Raw genomic sequence first — 19,837 nt, 5'->3', positions numbered from 1 at the left:
AGTCGTGTTTTTTGACTCAATCAGTATAACAAAGGGAAACAATGATTCTATAGCGGAATTCGACAAAATTGTTGATCCGAGAGGTTCCCGGGAGAATGATCTTTTTCTTAGAACAACCACTCTGTTCGTCACAGAAAGAGGACAAATCACCAAACTAACCTTTTCTTCACAACAAGGTACTGAAGAATTGCGGCCCTGTACAACTTGTTGCTTTTTGTCTGGTCACCTTATAAGGGAGGTTATTTGCGCGGAACACGCAAGATCGCCGGCCTTCTGATTTACGTCCCGTTCCTTTTGTTAACACAAAGTCTGGCGCAATCCTCCGCCCCTCCAAGCGACGATGCTGTGATGGAGCGGAAAATCGATTCCCTGCTCGCCAAGCTCACGCTGGATGAAAAGATCCAGCTGATCGGCGGCGATGCGGGAACGTACATTTACGCTGAGCCCAAACTGGGTTTTCCTCGGCTACGGCTGTCCGACGGGCCGGTCGGCGCGCATCCCGACGGCCCGTCGACTGCATACACGGCAGGTATCGCACTTGCGGCATCATGGGACCCTGCGCTCGCTTTCAGCATAGGCGAAGCGCTGGGCAACGATGCTCGCGCTCAGGGCGTCTCCTATCTTCTCGGCCCAGGAGTGAACATCTATCGTGCGCCAATGTGCGGACGAAACTTCGAGTACTTCGGCGAAGATCCCTACCTCGCGTCGAGAACGGTCGTGGGTTACATCGAGGGGATCCAAAGCCGCGGTGTAGTAGCGACCGTAAAGCATTATGCGCTCAACAACCAGGAATACAGCAGGCATGACGTCAGCTCCGACGCGGATGAGCGTACCTTGCGCGAGATCTATCTTCCCGCATTCGAGGCTGCGGTCCGCGAGGCCCGCGTGGGGGCCGTGATGGATTCCTACAACCTGATCGACGGCGAGCACGCCACTCAGAACAAATGGCTGAACTTGGAGGTGCTCAAGAAAGACTGGGGGTTCGATGGTGTGCTCATGTCGGATTGGGCTGCGACCTACGACGGCGTAGCTGCGGCCAATGCCGGACTTGACCTGGAGATGCCCAACCCCGACTACATGAATCGCACTACGCTGCTTCCTGCGATTCGATCTGGTGTCGTTTCCATGGCGACGATCGATGACAAGGTGCGACGCATCCTCCGCATCTCCCTCCGCTTTGGCTTCGGAGACCGACCGCAGCTCGATCTCTCGATTCCCCGCGACAACCCCGAATCTCGTGCCATTGCTCTTCAAGAGGCGCGAGAAAGCATAATTCTCCTAAAGAATGAAGGCACTTTGCTTCCGCTCGACTTCACAAAGATCCATACGCTTGCCGTCATAGGCCCCGCAGCATGGCCGGCGAATACTGGGGGGGGGGGCAGCTCCTACGTTACTCCATTCGACGCGGAAAGCATTTTGCGAGGCCTAAGCAGTTTGCGAGGGCTGAAGGTGCTTTACTCGCCCGGCGTCATCGCCGTTCAAGACCTGTACAACGCCACCAAGTTCGATCGGCCGCTGGACGGCGCGGCGGAGCATGACACGGTAGAGATCGACACATTTTCCAATCGCGACTTCTCTGGGATGCCGGGGTCGGTGAGCTATGCCGGCAATGTTGCCAATTGGCGTCCAAACGAATGGACAGCCGCCGTGTCGGAGAAGCAGAGCATCCGATATAAGGCAACCTTTACACCTCAATCAACCGGCGCATACATTTTCGCGACGGCTGCGGTTGCATCCGACAGCTATCGCTTGCTGGTCGATGGCAAGCTTCTCATCCAGCAGCCTGGACATGAGTCGCAGTCTCCATTATGGACGGAGCTAGATCTCAAGAAGGACGTTCCCATCGCTGTACAGCTCGACTATCTCCCAGGCGCCGATGCTCCCCGCATTAGCCTAGGCATTCGCGCTGTAAACGACCTCATTTCGCCCAATGCGCGGGTTATTGCTGCCCAGGCCGACGCCGTACTTGTCGCTGTCGGTTACGACTCCTCACTAGAGAGCGAGGGATTCGACCGCACGTATAGGTTACCGTTCGCCCAAGACGCGCTGATCGACACCATCGCGACCGCCAACAAAAATACCATCGTTGCTTTGGTTGCGGGCGGCGAGGTGGATACTCGCGCATGGCTTGGCCATGTGCCAGCGTTTCTGCAGCTCTGGTATCCCGGCCAGGAGGGCGGCACAGCCGTCGCCGAGATCCTCTCCGGCGAACGCTCACCCGAAGGCAAGCTTCCATTCACTTTTGTCGGCTCGTGGGAAGAGAACCCGGTGCATGACCACTATTACGCTGCACCCGTCGCGCCAGGCGTCACACCTCATATTCGCTACGAAGAAGGCGTCTTTCTTGGCTATCGATACTTCACTACAAATGGAAAAAAGCCGCTCTACCCATTTGGCTTCGGTCTCACCTACAGCGATTTCAGGTTTAGCAACCTGAGCATTTCCCCGGATGCCGGTGCGGTCGGCAATTTCCATGTCTCTTTCGACATCGCAAACATTGGCGCTCGCCCCGCGGCGGATGTGGCCCAACTCTACATCGGTGATCCGTCGGCCAAGGTAAAGCGTCCGGCGAAAGAGCTGAAGGGATTTGAAAAAGTACGCCTCGATTCCGGCCAATCCAAACACGTCGACCTCATCATCAACAAGCGTGCTCTCTCCTACTGGGACGAACAGGCGCATGATTGGATCGTCGATCCCGGCGTCTTCAAAGTCTATGTGGGCGACTCCTCTGAAAACACACAACTCACTGCAGACCTTACTGTGACTGCGCCTTGACCATGGCTCGAAAACCTCTCCTGCACTTGGCTGCTCTTGCGCTGACCTGCTCACTCGCCGGCACTTCCGGAAATGCGCTAGAAAATAGCCTCGCCCGCACTCCGCCGATGGGGTGGAACTCGTGGATTACATTTGAGCTGAAAGTCGATGAAAAGCTGGTCCGATCGATGGCCGATGCCATGGTAACGAGCGGCATGAAAGATGCGGGCTATGTGTATCTCGTCGTCGATGCCGGCTGGAAGGGCAAGCAGCGCGGCCCGCGGGGAGAACTGGTCGCCGATCCAGCGAAGTTCCCGTCAGGGATCAAAGCGCTCGCCGACTATATCCACTCCAAGGGACTGAAGTTCGGAATTTATACGGATGCGGGGATAAAGGACTGCGACTCCGGCGCACCCGGCAGCCACGATCACGAAGCGCAGGACGCGGCGACCTTTGCATCGTGGGGCGTCGATTTCGTAAAGGAAGACTGGTGCAATACCGCCGGCCTGAAGGCGCAAGAGGTCTACACGAAAATGAGTCGCGCTCTTCGCGACACGGGACGGCCCATCACCTTCAGCATGTGCGAGTGGGGCGACAACCACCCGTGGCTATGGGGCGCCGATGTCGCAAACATGTGGAGGACGACCGGCGATAGCAAGCAGTGCTGGGACTGCGGACACGACACCAAAGACAAACCTGGCGGCTATCCGCGCGGGTGGACGCTGATTCTTGATGCACAACCGACTCTCAAGCAATATGCAGCACCCGGCCACTGGAATGACGCAGACATACTGGTAGCGGGTGTGAGGGGTGTACCGGTGGAAGAATCGCGAGCCAACTTCAGTCTGTGGTCAATTCTCGCTTCACCGTTGTTTGTCGGCGCCGATCTGCGATCACTTTCCCCGAAACTCAAAGATATTTTCCTCAATAAGGAAGTAATCGCAGTTGACCAGGACCCGGCAGGAATTGAAGGTGACCGTGTTGCGAAGCGAGGCGACGGAGAGGTTTGGGCACGGCCTCTTGCGAACCATGACACAGCTGTCGTGCTCTTCAATCGGGGTCCTTCGCCGAAGACAATCGCAGTGCTATGGACTGACATCCGCAAAACATCGAATGAGACGCTGACCGTGCGAGATTTGTGGATGCATCGGGATATGGGTGGCCATCGCGGCGAGTATTCGGCCATGGTTCCGTCACACGGTGTCGTCATGCTTCGGATTGGACCTTCTCAGCCATAAGAATCGGGGAAGATGAAAGAGATCATTTACACTTTTTTTATTCGCGTTGAACGTGAAGGCACGCTGTTCCCTGCTCTCCGGCTCCTGGGATCAGTATTCACCGCGGCAGCTATAGCAATCGGAGCTGCCGGCGGGGCATTTGCGCAATCTACCCGCGCAGCGATCCAGACAAAGCCCGGCGACGTCGTCCCCACCGGCAACGAGTGGATCGCGCTGCCTACGATCCGCGCCAACGATGGCTCGATCGAGAGCTTTAATGTCCTCTCGATGCGAGACCGCGGACTACTTGAGGTCGTCGGCGAGCGCGGCGCGGCAGCGGCGCAACCGTACTTCATGGTCGACGGCAAACCGGTCGCCTTCGAGAACCCTTCATGGCAGCTCATCGAGAACTGGATTCCTATTGCCACTCTAATCCGTGACGGGCTGGAGATGACGATTACCTATTGCGCTCCGCCGGGATCACGCGCCGCGTTGATCAAGATGGCCGTGCAGAATCGCGGACCACGGTCGGTACCGATCACGATGGCGCTCCATGCCTCGTGGGGCGCACTGAACCGCGTCACCTACACGCCCGTCGAACTTCATGGCATCCGCTCGGTTGCCTCAGTCCCGTGGGTCGAGAGCGGGGAATTTCCGGGGCAGTACTTTTCCTTCGCCGACTCCGATACGCGATTCGCCTGGTCGGTAGTTTATCCGCGATCGACTGGGAAGGTCACAGCGTCCCCGATTACTCCTGATCCTGAACTAGACGCAACTCATCCAGTCACCTTACAACCTGGGGCGACCGAAGAGGCCAACTTCGTGATTGGCGTGGGCGTCGAGGAGTATAGCGCGTCGCAGTCCGCGCAGGCGTTAGCCGAGACGATCGACCGCGAGGGCGCGGATGCCGTCATCGAGGAGACGGCGGCCTGGTGTCGGCAGCGTTCGCGAACCACGGGTCAACCCACGCTCGATCTGCTCATGAACCGGAACCTGCTCTTCACCGCACTCTACGCCTGGGGACGCACACTCGATACTGAGCAGCTCATCGGCGTTACTTCACGGAGTCCGCGTTACTATGTGTCGGCCGCCTACTGGGATCGCGACGCGATGCTATGGAGCTTTCCCGGTCTGATGGAGATCGACCGCGACCTCGCGCGCGAGGCGCTTGAATATGCCATCACTACGCAGTTGCGCAACGCCGGCACACATTCACGCTTCATCGACGGAGTTGTGCTTGAGGATGGGCTGGAATTGGACGAAGTAGTAGCGCCACTCCATGCGCTTGCGCAATATGTCGAGGCGACCGGAGACACGACCTTCCTCGTCGCACATCGGGATGCGCTGCATGTGCTCCAAGACCGGATTCTCTCTCGCTACGATCCTGTGACCGAGCTTTATTCAACGCTGCAAGATGCTCAAGACCAATATCGCAAACAACCCTTCAATACCTATAACAACGTCCTGGTCTGGCACGTTTTTCAGGAGCTTGCGCGCATGTACAGAAGGCTGGCCGATAGCGCTGCCGCCAGCGACGCTGATGCGCGCGCCGCAAAACTGCATGATGCCATCATGGACCGCTGCCAAGCCGTTGCTCCCGGCTCCAATGACAAGATCTTCGTCTCGGCGACCGATGGCAAAAAACCTGTTATCAACCCAATTCTGGCCGACGTGCCTCCCGGCTCTTTGCTTAAATTACCTACGCTCGGCTTTGTCAGCGAGGACAATCCTACGTTCGTCCGCACCTATGAGTGGCTACACTCCCGCAATTATGAATACTCCTATACAGGAAAGCCGTTTGGGCTTCCAGGGAGCTACCGTTTACCTTTCACAACGTCATGGAGCGTCGCCGACCACTTGTTGCTAAAGCATGGGCGCGAGCAGGCGCTCAATGTAATTCGCGGCACTAACTGGGACGCCGGCATCATATCGGAGGGTATCGATCCGACGTCCGGTGTCGTCGATCACGACGGGCGTGCCTTTGCCACCGCCGCTGGATATGTGGGACATGCGATCTGCGCGGCTTACTGCACCGACAAGAAATGACACAGGTGTGCGCGGAAGCGCGAACCTCTATACTCTTACGCGAAAAGCAATAGGCCGCAACTGGAATGCGAGGTTCTATGTACAGACGCACCATTTTTCTTCCCGGCCTTCTGATCGGTGCAATTAGACCCTTTGAGACGCATGGCGGTTTCGGCCACCCGATTGCCCAGACTCTCATCGGCCGCGGAGCATTGCCCGGCTTGAGGGAATATTTTTTCGCGAATGTCTCGCCTTTGAGGAGAGTGGCTTGATGGGACAACACGGTGGTCGATTTCTCCGCGTGGCTAGTGCCCAGGTGATGTTCGCGGGGCTACTTGCCGTGTTCTCGGGGGCTTTTCTTACGCATGCCGAGACCGGGAAAAGACAGGATGTAGCCTTTAACATCCGCAGCTTTGGTGCCGTTCCTGACGGAGTGACCGACAACACACTGGCAATCCAGCGAGCCATAGACGCCGCCAGCAAGCGGGGTGGAGTCGTGCTTGTCCCAGTGGGCCGTTGGTTATGCCGCGGGCATCTGGATCTGAAGATGGGCGTCCACCTTAAAGGGATGAATGAGGCCCCGCAGTCGTGGGAGCCGCAGACTGGCTCGATCCTTGAGCCGACCGAGGGCCGCAGTAAAGAAGATGCGCCAGCATTCATCGAAATGCGCAGTTCAACATCTGTCGCAGGACTCACGATCTACTATCCCGAGCAGACTGTCGATGACATTCAACCGTATCCGTGGACGATCTATATGCGTGCCAATCCGGGGAATCCGAAAGAGGTTGTCTTCGACACTACCGTTGAGAACCTGACGCTGATCAACAGCTACAATGGCATCCGCACAGGACCGGGCGAAAACGGTCGGCACCGTATTATGAGCGTGTACGGATGCGTGCTGCGCCGTGGCATATTTGTCGATTGGACCGGTGACATTGGCCGCCTGGAAAATGTCCAGTTCCATTCGCATTTCTGGGCCAGCGCCGCCTTCCATGGCGATTGGAATAAGGTCTTCACTTATATGCAGCAAAACCTGGAGGCTTTCGTCTTCGGTCGTAGCGACTGGGAGTATGTGACCAACACCTTCGTCTTTCCGGCGAAGATCGGCTATCGCTTTATCAGGACAGAAAACGGCACCACCAACGGCCAATTCTTGGGAATTGGCGCAGACGCGACCGCGACCGCCCTGCAGGTCGACGCCGTCCAACCGCAGGGTCTGCTGATCACCAATGCCGAATTCAATAGCCATAAGGTGGGTAAGAGCACCCAGGTAATCATCTCGCCGGGGGCAGCAGGCAACGTGCGCTTCGTCAATAGCGGCTTCTGGGGTCCGGTCGATCACAACGCGATATTGGGTGGCGACGGTTTTGTCTCCTTTTCCAGTTGCTATTTCTCCAACGATCTCGCGTCCGATGGTGCGGCAATTGAAGTCGAACGCGGTAAAGTGCAGATCGAGAATTCGACCTTCGACGCAGTTTCTCCCAAGCGTCAGCCAGGTCATTCTTATACGGGAAACGATCCGCGCCCTCAGCAGACGAGCATCCATATCGGCCCGGAGGCGAAGAATGCGATCATCCTCGGCAACAACGGGTATTTTGGCGTGAGTATTAAAAACGAGATCGGTGACAGAGCGATCATCTCGAATAACGAGCCTTACCGCCCCGATACGGCCAACTGATGGGTCGCCGCTAATTCGCGAATGACTGTGCGCTGGTCTTCAAGTGAGCGCAGTTCTGACGGGTCGCTTGGCAAGTAAATGAGCGGCGAGCAATAGAATTGCTGGGTGAACACTACGGACTATTGCTGAGTGAGACGGTGCTCGCTCGCGAGAAGTGAAGAGCGTTCTTTCCGGTATTACTGCAGCACCGCAGAGACCGACGGCGGCCACAGCAAAGCAAGACTGCCCAGATTCCCAGTACGGCCAGGAAGCGCAGCATTTCTCCTCAAGGCCGAGCGAGCGGTACCCATACAAAGATTCAAGCATCTGCGGGATGATCGTCGTTGATGAGAACAGGCCGAAGCCGAAGAGGAAGTAGAAAAGGTTCGCAACCGTGAAATTACGGTTGTTCAGCAGACGGAAATCGATAACCGATCACGATGGTTCAGTTCCCAGAACACTGCTGAACCGAGGCAGACCACAGCGATAACGCTCATCCAGACGATCAGCCTTGAGCCGAACCAATCCTCGATTTGGCCGCGGTCCAGCAGCAATTCCAGCGCCGCCGACCCGATGCCGATGAGGGCGATTCCTAAGCCATCTACCTGCAGCCGCCCACTAGCGTCGCGCACTGTCCGCCGCTCCTTCGCAAAGCTGGGAGGGTCGTGCACCAGCCTGCTCGTGAGAAGTAACGACAGCAGACCGACCGGAACGTTGATGAAGAAGACCCAGCGCCAGCTGAAGTTGTCGGTGATCCAGCCGCCCAGCACGGGCCCGATGGCAGGAGCAGTGACGATGGCGATGGTGTAGAGCGCGAAGGCGGCAGCGCGTTGCTTCGGCGGAAAGGTGTCGACGAGTATCGCCTGCTCGACGGGAGCCAAACCCCCACCACCAATGCCTTGGAAAATTCGCGCCACCAGCAGAATCGGCAAGCTGGGTGCGACGCCGCAGAAGAACGAGGCAAGCGTGAAGAGCGCCACGCATGCCATGTAGTAGGTCTTTCGTCCGAACACCCTTGACAACCAGGCGGACATGGGGAGAACGACGGCGTTCGCAACGAGGTAGGTAGTTAGAATCCACGTGACCTCGTCAAATGACCGGCCGAGCCCGCCGGCTATGTTGGGCAGGGACACGTTGGCGATCGATGTATCCAGCAACTCCATGAAGGTCGCCAACGTCACTGTGACCGCGATCAGCCACGGGTTCAGTGCAGATTCGGACGCAGACACCGCCTTCATCTCCGGCTCCACTGTTATCCACACGGTGCTCATCGCTACAGGAAGACCTCCGACACAATGAAGCGAACTCTCCAGAGTTGATATTGGTGGTGAGCCAAATGAGCCAGGAGGAAGCCGGACACGCCGCTAAGGCTCACCCTTCCGACAGCGGGATGTCGCAGAACCGAAGTCCCTAAGCTTGCAGGGCACGCAATAGCGACGAACTCCTCAAGCAGGGCGTGTTCATTTCGCCAGAAAGCCGTTACAGCTTCCAGAGATTCAGGCGTCTCGGGAGAGACAATGGCTAGACTTCTCGGAACGCTGATCTTCACAGGGAGGCGCAGGAGAAGCTTGAATCGCAGTAAGCGAAGACGTTCCACCAGATGTATTCGGCTATCCGCTCTCTCCGTCTGTTGCTCGCCAAGGATACGAACCGCGCCCTCTGATCGAGCAAGATGGTCCAGCACTTGGAGCACAGACCAGCCGTGCTCAGAAGGCTTGTAAGAAAGCCAATCAGGGTTCCACCCTTCGAACTCCGCGAACATCTTCTCGCGCTTTCGGGAGAGCCGCTTCAACCCCCAACTCAGCAGAGCGTGGCGAACGGTCGGCGGGTTATAAGCGGCGGAATTCACTTGGCCGCCTGAGGCTGTTGATGCTTCGTCATACCGCCCATAACTTTGCCCATGATCTGAGCGCGTATGGCCCGCGGAAGAGGCAGCAAAGACCAAGTAAGTACTTTGCTCAAGGCGCCGGGGATCACCGTCGCTCGTCTTCCCAGTGCAGCTAAAGTTGCTTTCGCGACAGCCTCGGGCGTGACAGCCGCGCTCATCACCATGTCGGCGCGCGCAGCAAATCCGCTATGCACTGGTCCGGGCGCTGACGCGAGCACATCGATTCCCGCAGGTTTCAATTCGATGCGCAACGATTCAGCTAACGATTGAACATAGGCCTTGGTCGCTGCGTAGTTCGCCGACAGAGGTGTCCCCTGCCAACCGACAAGCGAGGACATGAGTATCAGACCGCCGGGCGCTCGACGCTGACGGAGTCGATTGCCGAACACTACGCAACCGTGCAGCAGCGCGAAGCAGTTCACTTCGAGCATCTCGTGTTCGACGTCCAGGTCTGCTTGAAGAACGGGACCAGAAGTTCCAAAGCCTGCAGAAGCGACAAAAAGCCCTACGTCTAGATCCCGCGTCTGCTCATCGACTGCGAGGAGGCCTTCTGCTTTGGAAAGATCGGCGCCGACCACGCGAACGTCGACACTGTATTCCTTTCTAAGGTCTTCGGCCACCTGTTCGAGCACTGCCGCCCTACGTGCGATGAGAACTACGTTCAACTTCGCTGCGGCGAGTTGCTTAGCGAATGCCTTCCCGATTCCGTCCGAACTGCCGGTGATCACTGCCCACGGTCCGTAACGCTTCTGCAACCTTGCTGTATTCACTGGGAGGGTCCTTTCGTTGCGGGAGAGCAGAAAGCTGATATGAAGAACGAACGGGCACCCGCGAGGATCTCTGCTCTTGTGCTCGAACCTTTGTGAGCGCGTGCGGTCATCACGCAACCGGCCATTGAAGGAAACAGAATCAGGAAGGCACCTCTTTGAGCAGCAGGTGTGTCGCCGGGCATAAGGAACGCGAGTCGGTCCGCGTATGCGTCGAGTGCTTTGCTGACCTCGCGGCGAACCCTTGGCGGAAAGTGGGCTACCTCCGTACCCAACGCCGCGAGCGCACACCCCAGCTCGGGATGCTTGACATGCTCTTCACTCAGGTAAAAAGAGATCACTGCTCGCAAAGCTTCCGATCGACCGAGCCCCGCAACCTGAGTTGTGATTCGCGCCGAAACGGTTTCAAGCGCTGCCGAAACTGCGGTTTCGAGCAGGTCGTCTTTGCTCTCGAAATGCTTGTAGAAGCCACCAACGGTCATGCCTGTCATTTGCATGACATCCGCGATCCGAACAGCTTCTGCCCCATTCAGGCGAAAGCGCTGGGAGGCCGCTTCGACGATGCGTTGCCGGCTCGCTTCTTTGTGGCTTAGGTCATACCTCATGCCTATGAGATTATCGTGGTAATCGCATTCTGGCAAGCGGGAGAAACAATGATCCAGCTAGATAGAATGCTGCATCGACGTGCAGAAGCAGGGACGCTGAGGCCGCAGTACAGCGCAGTTGGAGCCAGCATCCAGGACACGACTTTTCTACTGCGACCAGGGCTGATACAGACAGTGAATCGATCAGAAAGCGACGAAGGGGTAATTTAGGTTTACCGCTGTCAGGATTGTGCCCGTGCGTCACGATATGAACCAGTGAACGAGGGTGCCGAAGCCCGTTTCTTCGGAAGGACGTTTGCCTCGAATCGGGTTACGAGCCCGATCTTCGTCAGGCGAAATGCCAGACCTTAGGAGTATTTACCTTGTCCGACATCGAAAATGCGAGCTCGCTTGCTGTAGTTCATTGGTGCGAAGAGTGCGAGTGCGTTTGGCGGCCAAGCGATCTGAATGATGACTCAACCGTTACCGGGATGTTTACCTGCCCCAGCCTGCAGTTATTCTGGGCGTTTGCATCCAGAAATCGTGCGAAAAGAGGAACTCGCAACCGACATTCAGAAGTGGATACGCCTGAATTCGGGTAGAGAGTCGAAGTTGGAACTGTGCGGGCGCGGCCGATTGGTCCACGACTTGTACCGAGACTGTAAAGCTGTGGCCGCAATACGCCCACAGCCAGAGGTCAACATCCCGGACACGAGTAGTGCACTGGGACAAGAGGAGCGAGACGGCCGAGAGTCGGTCAGGAACAACGAAACACTGCTTACCGTCCAATGCTGTCAGGATTGCCTGCTGCGCATCTTCCTCACCGACGCAGGTGGTGGGGGGTGCCTTCTGAATCCACATCGGCATTCCGCAAGAGAATCAGCCCGACTTGCTGACCGAAGCCGAGTAGGTTCGCCGTTAAACGTTTAAGCAAACACAACCGAAGAAGGCGACAATCCACCGTATCTGGACCGGTCTCTAAAACTCTCTCGTCCGGGTACGGTAACCGTTGGGATAGCGTCATCCGAGACGGAACCATTATCGACTTCGGTACTGGCGATGCTCGTCTTCCGGGCGTACGCAAGTTCTTCGACGATATGCCTATCACCAGCATCAGTCAGCGGATCGTGTACAGACTGTTGACAGTAGGAGCTACGACGGTTCGCGATCACCTTGTTGGAGACTGCCACGTGAACCTGAACAACTCAACTGCGTGCGCGTTCGAGGTATCGATTTGGATCTGCACTTTGGCTTCCGCTGGCGCGATCAGAACTATACAGGCCAATTAGACATGGCAGACACGGGGCGATTCTCATGGTTTGGCCGTTCTAGCTAAAGCAATCGCTCGGTCCAAGATGGTGTCACGACCTGCTTTCAAATCTTCCAGACTCGGAGAAGCTTCAACATCCGGGGTTATACCAACTCTCTCGAACAGTGAGCCATTAGGGAAATAGACCGTCTTCGCGGAAACTGCAACACTCTGATCAGCATTAAAGTGAAATGTGATCGGTTGTCCACTAGAACCCGCGCTCGTTTCGCCCACCAAGACCGCTCTTTTATTATCCTTAAACGGCATTACGAAATCTTCCTTTGCTGAGATAACTCCACGCGGCCAATGCGTGAACTAAACAGATGAGAGTTATAGCCCGATAGATCTTTCTAGCTGTGAGTGTCAACACTGAAGCTGCTCCTTTGTTGAGGCTAGTAAAACTCATTGCGACCACCACCGGAATGGACTGAGAATGTCCGGAAGGATAGAACATGGCGAAACATAAGCGATGACCTTACCACCCTTTGTTGGGGCTGAAGCTTCTCTTCAGAGAGTGCCGCCATAAGTGCAGGTCGGAGGGGCTGATAGGATGTTAAAGCCGCGAGTGCGGCGCAAACGGAGGAAGGCAAGAGTAGGGTGATTGTGCTCGGAGCGACGACAGCGATGAACAGTAACTGCACTCCGGGCCGGCGTCTGTCGAGGGTATCGCTGCGCTACTGAGCGAGCGTTAGAGAGATACAATTGCCCGAAGGGCGCCGACACGCTGATTAGGTCCCAGGAGAGGAAGTCAGAGGTTGCCGGCTGTGATCTTTGGGAGCCACGTTCGATACGGGACTCGTCACGCGAAGAGGGCGACACCATGTCTGAGACAAACACGCTCTCACCACAAGAAAGTTTGCGACATATTGCTTAGGAGTGCCCTTGATGTTCAGGCACTTCAAGGCGTCTACAGCGGAAGAGGCCATCAAGGCACAGAGAACTGAGACAGGTAGGACAAACGAAGCGACAGATAGAGCGAGTTCTCTCATTTCTGATCCTGAAAATCTTTTGACTTCCGCCATCAGGTGGACACCTGGATTGTAAAGGGTCGTCCGAATGAATCAAGCAGTTCTCCTCCGTGCGATGACAAGCGTTCTAATCAGCGATACGGGAAACTCCCGGCGAATTTCGCCCTGTGCACTCATTTGCGTGGCCGCCTCCGCTCGCCAGCTGCGCGGAGGAAGACGTCGGTTTCGAGCAGGTCGTCTTTGCTCTCGAAATGCTTGTAGAAGCCACCAACGGTCATGCCTGTCATTTGCATGACATCCGCGGTCCGAACAGCTTCTGCCCCATTCAGGCGAAAGCGCTGGGAGGCCGCTTCGACGATGCGTTGCCGACTCGCTTCTTTGTGGCTTATGTCATACCGCCTGCCTATGAGATTATCGTGGTAAGCGCATTCTGGCAAGACCGGGGAGAAACGATTGTCCAGGCAGATAAAACGCCGCATCGACGTACAAAGGTAGGGACAGTCAAGATCGATCAGGCACACTGTGAACCGGTTACTTCCGATGACGGACTAGTCGCTAGGACTTCTCGCTTGCTTCGGTTTCTCGTCGGGTAAGGAAGCGGCATTGCTGCCGCTCCGTCCCCTAAGAACCGGACTTGATGGTTTCCCATCATCCGGCTCAAGCCGTGCGTAAGCCTCGCGTGAGCGAAGCCGGCTTCACCACGCAGGCGATGACCGGACGCGCTTCGCTCGCTTTCGAGATACGAAGTAATCGCGCCAGCGTGGATCGAACGGGTTTGCATTCGACCTCACCTTGATGTGCCGTTCGATCGGTATCTTCCTTGGGTCGATCAGGTAAGCCACCATTGCGCGGCCAGGCCGCGCGTTCGAACCGGCCATCACGGCGAAGTACCGTCTCCCCGCGCCCAGCCGATGCCAGTACCGCTCAGCGATCCAGGCAGCGGATTTCTTCAGGTGGCGGCGCTTCGCCCATCGCCAGAGCGATTGCCAGAGGACCATCTCCGCTTTTCTGAACGCCCCACTTGCGACGATATGACGGTGATAGTTCGCCCAGCCCCGGATAACAGGGTTGAGCCGTCCTATCAGGTGCACCTGCTTCGCGGAGTCGTTCCTACGAATGACCCCGCGTACCTTCTCGCAGAACGCGTGCATGTTCTTCTTCGAAGGTGTGGTGAGGACCTTGCCGCCATGCCGACGCAGATTCTGCCCAAGGAAGTCGAAGCCGTCTTCGATATGCGTGATGCAGGTCTTCTCAGGAGAGAGCTGCAGACCACGGTCGAGCAGGAACCGCTCGACCAGTGGCTTGACTTCATCCTCCAGCAGCTCCTTCGAGCTTCCAGTGATGATGAAGTCATCGGCATAGCGTACGAAGTTAACCTTCAGGTTGTGCAGCTTCCCGTCGATCTTCCGCTTGCGGAAGGTCTCCTTCAGAAGCCGCTCCAGCCCGTCCAGCGTCAGGTTCGCCAGCGTCGGCGAGATGATCCCGCCCTGCGGTGTTCCTGCCTCTGTGGGGAACAGCGTTCGATTTTCCATGAAGCCCGCCTTCAACCATTTCCGCAGAACCTCTTTATCTACAGGGATGTGATCGAGCATCCATTCGTGGCTGATATTATCGAAACAGCCGCGGATGTCGCCTTCCAGCACCCATCGGGCACTGTTTCTCATACCCACAGCATTGAAGCCCTGCTCGATGGCATCGGCGGTCGACCGTTCCGGTCGAAAACCATAGGAGTTGAGATCGGCGGTCGTTTCCGAGACTGGGAGCAGCGCCAGCAGGTAGAGCGCCTGCATGGCGCGGTCCTTCATCGTGAGTATGCCCAGCGGCCTCAGCTTTCCATTGGCCTTCGGGATGTAGACCCGCCGCAGTGGCTGCGGAGAGTACCCGCGCCGCCGCAGCGTATCGATGGCCTTGTATCTGGATGCCGGAGATCGCCAGACTGCTCCGTCGACTCCCGGCGTGTTCTTGCCCTTGTTGTGCGTCACCCGCTTCACGGCCAACGCCCGGCCGCAGAACGAGTGGGTCAGCAGCCACTGCAGGGCTTTCACCTTACCGTGACGGCCTCCCTGTGTGCCTTGACGATACGCGCCTGCAGTCTCCTGGCCGTCTGCTCGCAACGGGACCAGTCGATCTGTTCCCATTGCGACGCAGGGCCGGAGGCCGCACACATGGATTGCGCCACGTTCATTTGCATGTCCTCCTACGAAGATTCTGTAAGTTCTTTCGTCAACCACGACCGGCTGGAAGTCTGCCTGCTTTCGCAGCGGAGTGATATCGCAACTCCTATCCGCGCCGTTACAGAGCGGCATTCGCTTTCTCCAGCATCCTCTACCCGCTGCTCCATCAGCTTGCCTTACGGCAACGCCTGCCCCGAAGGGCGGAGCATCGGGCTTACCTTGTTCCGCTTGAACGACACGAATGATGTAGTCCCTGCCTGCACACCGGCAGCCTTTATGTCCGCGTGCTCCATGTTAGGGGTGGAGCAACCGGCTGCGTGCCTTTTGGCTGGAGCCTATCAGCGTCTTTGGCTCCTTGATGTTGACGATGCCTGCGGCAGTTCACATGCGTTGGACATATCACTCAGCCCGGCCCTCCCACCGCCGTGACGCTGGCAGTGTGAGCGACGCCCTCACGGGATTCCCTCTCTCTCGAAAGATAGAGGGCCCTTGTCTCGGCAGCTTTCGACCCAGCCGTTGCCAGCTACGCCGATGCCGATAGGCTACTGCGGACGGAACCGCAGGTTCAGCTCCACGAATCCTCCCGTGTTGAACAATCATTCAGACGACTTCAAGTCGCACCCGTACCCTCATCCCGCGGGGCCGACCTCCGCTCGTCGGCCGCGCGGCAGGAGTCAAGTTCCTCCTCGTGCACCTGTCCCCAGAAATAACCGCAGCAAGCGTCCGATGAAACTCCGTAAACCAACCGTTCGGTCCGCAGCATAGTAAGCCTTCGGTTTACTCTCTTGAAGGATGCGCTCTACCTTCTCAACCAGAATCTCATCGCCGACCCAATGCCGGTCTCCGGCGACCAAGCCCTCCATAGTCGCGAGTCTGTCATGATCTCGCCTCTTGAGTGGTCGCGCTGGTAACGTCAGTTTCGCACTAGCTCCGTGAATTCTTCCGCATTCGACAACAGAGATGAAAACGCCGACGCTCGCGAGTTCTCTTGACGTTGCTTCGGACCACGCGCGTATCGCAGCCTGCGTAGCTTGGTAAAGCCCGAGACAGGATAATGCTCTCTGTGCGGGAGCTGAAACGATGTTGATAAGTTTTCCGCCTCCGGCGGCTCGCATATGCTGCAAGAGCAACGTTTCCATCTTCAGGATTCGAATAAGATGGGCGGAGAGAAATCTTCCTATTTCGTCGTCTTGGAGTTCGTCCGACGCAGCGAGCAGGAATGGCGGCGGCCAAGAAATAACTGCGTCAAGTCGGCGAAGGGATGACATTATCTTCTGGATAGTTTGCAGGCTATCTTCTTCCGATACGGAGGTAAGGATGGGTTCGAAAGGTAGGTCCACACCGGCCCGGGGCGAACCTTCGAGCAATCCTATCGTCCTGTAACCCTTGCGGCGCAGGTACAAGCTTTGTGCTAGCCCAGTAGCGGAGGAAGCATTCAGTACGAGCACTATCTTCTCGTGAACGCTGCTCTTCATTCCATACCTCAAGTTCAACAACGGCTCGCATCCACTGAAGTTTGTTATCCGTGGACTTGGCCATCACCAAGTTCCTCACACCGAACAAAGATTAGAAGCGTGGATATCGTAAGCACGGCCATTGAGAAACTCGGAACTAGCACCATGGGTATCGCGCTCATCACAGTCATCTGATGGGCATGCGAAAATTGCTGAAAGGGCGATCGAAAGGTCAATACAGCAGTCGTCATCCCAACGAGGACATCGAGCAGGCCGAGCGCACACCACGCCACAACGGAACGACCGCTGCGGGATCGCGGAACGAAGACGTATACCGCGGCCCATAGTCCGACGACGACTTCACCGACCCCTGCGCCCCATCCAAACTGCGGAGCGAGCCGACCGGAAAAAGCCAGTACGACCATGAGAACGCCCATAGGCATTGAGAACGCCCATAGGCATTCGGATCGAGTGCCAGGCAAAGAACCGCTCGACAGGGATCTTTCGCCAAGCCTTCATTCCAGGCGCCAATGTCGACGCAACCAGCAGCAGCATCAGGAATTGTCCGTCAATGAGCGCGGCGGGAGGCAGTCTTTCCGCCGTCGACAGGAGCGCTCCACGGTAGGCAAGCGAACCGGTCACGACGCAGTAAGCCGAGACCAGGGCTGCAACACCCACATTGACGCGCGCCAAGTCCCGGACCACTAGCGCCACGAGGAACACGGCAAAGAATGAACCTGCTATTACCTCTATCTGAGTCATATGTGTGTCTCGGTCTTGGTAGCTCTCTTCCTTGTCAAGCTATCTCGACGTGTAGTTTGCGTCGCGATAGCTTGACAGGGTCGGATTCTCATCCGTTCCTCTAATCGTGACCAGCGGTCACGATCGTCGGCAAGCTTACCGTGGGACTATTTGAAAGCACGGAGAAAGTCATAATCCGGAACCTGGAATGAGGCGGGGTGGCGCACCACCAGCGCAACGGCACTAGCAAAGCTGACGAGTGCCTGAAGAATAAACATTACCGGGTCATGCATCGGGCTCCGCCCTCTTGATTGCCGCCGTCATGAGGAAGTGCTGCCGAAGGATGTTTCCTTCCATGTTCTGTCGCACTAGCTCAACAATTTGTTCACGAATTTGGGCAGCACGTTCCGGCGCGGCAATGTCGAGCTTTGCGAGCATGGTCTTTAGCGGACCAAAACTCGCCTCCACACCCATCTGCACATGCCTGGGGCTGAGTGCGGGCGCGATCATCGCTCCCCGGCTGAAGCGCAAGTCGCTAACGCTCTGGCCGAGTCGCTGCCGGATAACGTTAGGATCACCCCAGAGGACTGGGGGACTAGGCCTAGGAGAACCTTCCGGTGGAGCGGGCATTTGAGCCGCCATCATCATAAAGAGCTGCCCGGTCACATGTTCGGGGGGCCAGGTGGTGAACGCAATACGTCCACCGGGCTTTAGAACACGCAACATTTCCGCAAGCGCAATGTCGGGTCGGGGAGCGAACATGTGTCCAAGCTGGCTTAGGACGACGTCGAAGCTGGTATCGGGAAAAGGTAGACGCTCAGCATCGCCTTCGACGAATTCCACCTCGACTCCGGCGATGCTTGCGTTTTCCCTCGCACGGTCCAGCAACACGGGCGTCAGGTCCAAACCTGTCACGTGTGCGCCAGCACGCGCAGCGGTGACGGCCACTACACCTGTTCCGCAACCCACGTCCAAAACACGCTCGCCACGCTTCACCCCGGCAAATGCCACAAGCTCACCGGCGGGGACCGTTGTAAAACCTTCGTTGACACCAAATCCAGCCCACACTTCCTTCTGGTTGGCTTTGAATGCTGCGAACTGATCCCGACTTGCTTCCAAGTTAGCTTCCTGCATCGGTCTCTCCTTCGTTTGAGCGCCTAGGCGCGTGTGAAGTGGGGCAAAGTTTCATTCGGAACTTCCACGACGTTCCGCGATCTATCTATCGACGTCTGCATCTGGGCGGCGTGCGCATCGCGCCACTGCGGGTCCTGCATGCAGTGCAGCGTTTGTGCAGGCACCGGAACGTGTAACTTGCGAAGGTATCCGTCGAGGTCGTAAGCCGGGTAGAACGGCGTAATTGCAAAGTTCCACAATGCTCGGAGCCGGTTCCCGATCGTTTGCTTTGCAAAAGGCTCGCTCGCATACCTGGCCGCAGTTATAGCAAACGTCTCAGCGGGTTTGCCCGTCAGCTCGCGCATAACGTCCGTCACGCCGCCCTCAAACGAAAACGTGCCTTGTTTGTTGTCCTCGACATAGCGCACCAGCAGAGCGATCTGGTAGGGATCAATGCGCTGCATCCTTGCAACCTTGCGGAACATAACGAGCGGCAGGTCCACTGCGACCACCTTATGTCCAACGACCCCCGCGACGATTCCGGCCATCTCACGACCGTCGAGCAGCTGCGACCCGGTGGGATGGTAGCTACGGCCGGCATGCTTCTCAGGCCCTTGCATGAGCAGCGTGGCGGCGCAACGAGCCATGTCATCGTTTGAAATTGGCGCGCTTTTGCTTGTGCCCATCAACACCGGGTAAACGCCGAGCAGTGCTGCGAAGTCGATTGTTCGCAGGAAATTGTCCGCAAACATTCCCGGATTGAAGATCGTGTGCGCGACGCGTGGAATCAATCTAAAGACACGGTCGATGAGCCATGTCTGGCGCGTCATCGGCGTGGGATGATTCGAGCTGGATGTCCACTGGCTCATCTGAACGACGTGTTCAAGACCTGCATCGCGTGCCGCCACGGCAAAAGCATTTGCCGCCTGGATCATGTATGGCCGCATCAGCGGGAGGTAGTATGCCCGCTGCGTACCACACACTGCCTGGTACATCTGCTCGGGGTCGTACATGTCGGCCACAACAACCTCAGCCCCGAGCTTTTGCAAAGCTTCACTGCGCCCATCGATTCGGCTCGCGACCGCTCGCACCGGCCAGTCGTGCGCTCTGAGTTGTTCTACAAGGGCATACCCGGTCTTGCCCGTCGCGCCCGTTACAAGAATCTTTGGCTTGGTCATATATTCCT

At 57.0% G+C, this 19,837-nt stretch carries 15 protein-coding genes; 5 read left to right on the top strand and 10 right to left on the bottom strand.

Annotated features, from left to right (window positions below):
- Positions 1 to 243: 243 nt before the first annotated feature.
- The 4 genes from ACPOL_RS20935 (at position 244) to ACPOL_RS20920 (ending at position 7,674) form a co-directional block, all read left to right on the top strand.
- A complete protein-coding gene (locus tag ACPOL_RS20935; protein ID WP_114208775.1) occupies positions 244 to 2,775 on the top strand; it encodes a beta-glucosidase in 2,532 nt (843 codons plus the stop codon).
- Positions 2,776 to 2,777: 2 nt separating this feature from the next.
- Complete coding sequence (locus ACPOL_RS20930; protein ID WP_201758917.1) at positions 2,778 to 3,992, top strand: alpha-galactosidase; 1,215 nt, start codon at positions 2,778 to 2,780, stop codon at positions 3,990 to 3,992.
- Between the two features lie 12 nt (positions 3,993 to 4,004).
- On the top strand, positions 4,005 to 6,017 hold the full coding sequence (locus tag ACPOL_RS20925) for a glycoside hydrolase family 125 protein (RefSeq protein ID WP_114208774.1): 2,013 nt from the start codon (positions 4,005 to 4,007) through the stop codon (positions 6,015 to 6,017).
- A 250-nt stretch (positions 6,018 to 6,267) separates the two neighbouring features.
- Positions 6,268 to 7,674, top strand: a complete 1,407-nt coding sequence (locus ACPOL_RS20920; protein WP_114208773.1) for a glycosyl hydrolase family 28-related protein — start codon at positions 6,268 to 6,270, stop codon at positions 7,672 to 7,674.
- A 389-nt stretch (positions 7,675 to 8,063) separates the two neighbouring features.
- On the opposite strand, the gene ACPOL_RS20915 is transcribed toward ACPOL_RS20920, so the two are convergent.
- From ACPOL_RS20915 to ACPOL_RS20890, 5 genes are all read right to left on the bottom strand, one after another.
- Positions 8,064 to 8,924, bottom strand: coding sequence for a DHA2 family efflux MFS transporter permease subunit (locus tag ACPOL_RS20915; protein ID WP_236656929.1), 861 nt, complete (start codon positions 8,922 to 8,924; stop codon positions 8,064 to 8,066).
- A gap of 2 nt (positions 8,925 to 8,926) precedes the next feature.
- On the bottom strand, positions 8,927 to 9,502 hold the full coding sequence (locus tag ACPOL_RS20910) for a DinB family protein (protein ID WP_114208772.1): 576 nt from the start codon (positions 9,500 to 9,502) through the stop codon (positions 8,927 to 8,929).
- Positions 9,499 to 10,311, bottom strand: coding sequence for an SDR family NAD(P)-dependent oxidoreductase (locus ACPOL_RS20905; RefSeq protein ID WP_114208771.1), 813 nt, complete (start codon positions 10,309 to 10,311; stop codon positions 9,499 to 9,501). Before ACPOL_RS20905 ends, ACPOL_RS20910 begins: the two co-directional genes overlap by 4 nt.
- Positions 10,308 to 10,913 carry a TetR/AcrR family transcriptional regulator gene (locus ACPOL_RS20900; RefSeq protein WP_114208770.1) on the bottom strand — a complete coding sequence of 202 codons (606 nt, stop codon included), beginning with the start codon at positions 10,911 to 10,913 and terminating at the stop codon, positions 10,308 to 10,310. Before ACPOL_RS20900 ends, ACPOL_RS20905 begins: the two co-directional genes overlap by 4 nt.
- A 1,291-nt stretch (positions 10,914 to 12,204) precedes the next feature.
- Entirely contained in the window at positions 12,205 to 12,492 is a 288-nt protein-coding gene (locus ACPOL_RS20890) for a S41 family peptidase (RefSeq protein WP_414633386.1), read from the bottom strand.
- Positions 12,493 to 13,336: 844 nt separating this feature from the next.
- On the opposite strand from ACPOL_RS20890, the gene ACPOL_RS36800 reads away from it, so the two are divergent.
- Positions 13,337 to 13,762, top strand: coding sequence for a hypothetical protein (locus ACPOL_RS36800; protein WP_236656928.1), 426 nt, complete (start codon positions 13,337 to 13,339; stop codon positions 13,760 to 13,762).
- Positions 13,763 to 13,864: 102 nt separating this feature from the next.
- Here ACPOL_RS36800 and ltrA read toward each other — a convergent pair whose 3' ends face one another.
- The 5 genes from ltrA to ACPOL_RS20860 all read right to left on the bottom strand — a co-directional run bounded on the left by ltrA (position 13,865) and on the right by ACPOL_RS20860 (position 19,829).
- On the bottom strand, positions 13,865 to 15,475 hold the full coding sequence (ltrA, locus tag ACPOL_RS20880; protein ID WP_236656927.1) for a group II intron reverse transcriptase/maturase: 1,611 nt from the start codon (positions 15,473 to 15,475) through the stop codon (positions 13,865 to 13,867).
- Between the two features lie 542 nt (positions 15,476 to 16,017).
- Entirely contained in the window at positions 16,018 to 16,818 is an 801-nt protein-coding gene (locus ACPOL_RS36445) for an SDR family NAD(P)-dependent oxidoreductase (RefSeq protein ID WP_114208767.1), read from the bottom strand.
- 339 nt (positions 16,819 to 17,157) lie between these two features.
- Positions 17,158 to 17,559, bottom strand: a complete 402-nt coding sequence (locus ACPOL_RS20870; RefSeq protein WP_114208766.1) for a hypothetical protein — start codon at positions 17,557 to 17,559, stop codon at positions 17,158 to 17,160.
- Positions 17,560 to 17,823: 264 nt separating this feature from the next.
- Positions 17,824 to 18,672, bottom strand: coding sequence for a class I SAM-dependent methyltransferase (locus tag ACPOL_RS20865; RefSeq protein ID WP_114208765.1), 849 nt, complete (start codon positions 18,670 to 18,672; stop codon positions 17,824 to 17,826).
- A gap of 23 nt (positions 18,673 to 18,695) precedes the next feature.
- Entirely contained in the window at positions 18,696 to 19,829 is a 1,134-nt protein-coding gene (locus ACPOL_RS20860; RefSeq protein ID WP_114208764.1) for an NmrA family NAD(P)-binding protein, read from the bottom strand.
- Between the last annotated feature and the right edge of the window lie 8 nt (positions 19,830 to 19,837).

The organism is Acidisarcina polymorpha (assembly GCF_003330725.1).
GTDB lineage: Bacteria > Acidobacteriota > Terriglobia > Terriglobales > Acidobacteriaceae > Acidisarcina > Acidisarcina polymorpha.
Note: the sequence above shows the minus strand (reverse complement) of the source record. Positions and strands in the feature narration are given on the sequence as shown.

Excerpts from the sequence above, each read along its gene's own strand:
- ACPOL_RS20930 (WP_201758917.1), top strand. The coding sequence starts at position 2,778 with ATGGCTCGAAAACCTCTCCTGCACTTGGCTGCTCTTGCGCTGACCTGC.
- ACPOL_RS20925 (WP_114208774.1), top strand. The coding sequence starts at position 4,005 with ATGAAAGAGATCATTTACACTTTTTTTATTCGCGTTGAACGTGAAGGC.
- ACPOL_RS20920 (WP_114208773.1), top strand. The coding sequence starts at position 6,268 with ATGGGACAACACGGTGGTCGATTTCTCCGCGTGGCTAGTGCCCAGGTG.
- ACPOL_RS20915 (WP_236656929.1), bottom strand. The coding sequence starts at position 8,924 with ATGAGCACCGTGTGGATAACAGTGGAGCCGGAGATGAAGGCGGTGTCT.
- ACPOL_RS20900 (WP_114208770.1), bottom strand. The coding sequence starts at position 10,913 with ATGAGGTATGACCTAAGCCACAAAGAAGCGAGCCGGCAACGCATCGTC.
- ltrA (WP_236656927.1), bottom strand. The coding sequence starts at position 15,475 with ATGCCGCTCTGTAACGGCGCGGATAGGAGTTGCGATATCACTCCGCTG.
- ACPOL_RS36445 (WP_114208767.1), bottom strand. The coding sequence starts at position 16,818 with ATGAAGAGCAGCGTTCACGAGAAGATAGTGCTCGTACTGAATGCTTCC.
- ACPOL_RS20870 (WP_114208766.1), bottom strand. The coding sequence starts at position 17,559 with ATGACTCAGATAGAGGTAATAGCAGGTTCATTCTTTGCCGTGTTCCTC.
- ACPOL_RS20865 (WP_114208765.1), bottom strand. The coding sequence starts at position 18,672 with ATGCAGGAAGCTAACTTGGAAGCAAGTCGGGATCAGTTCGCAGCATTC.
- ACPOL_RS20860 (WP_114208764.1), bottom strand. The coding sequence starts at position 19,829 with ATGACCAAGCCAAAGATTCTTGTAACGGGCGCGACGGGCAAGACCGGG.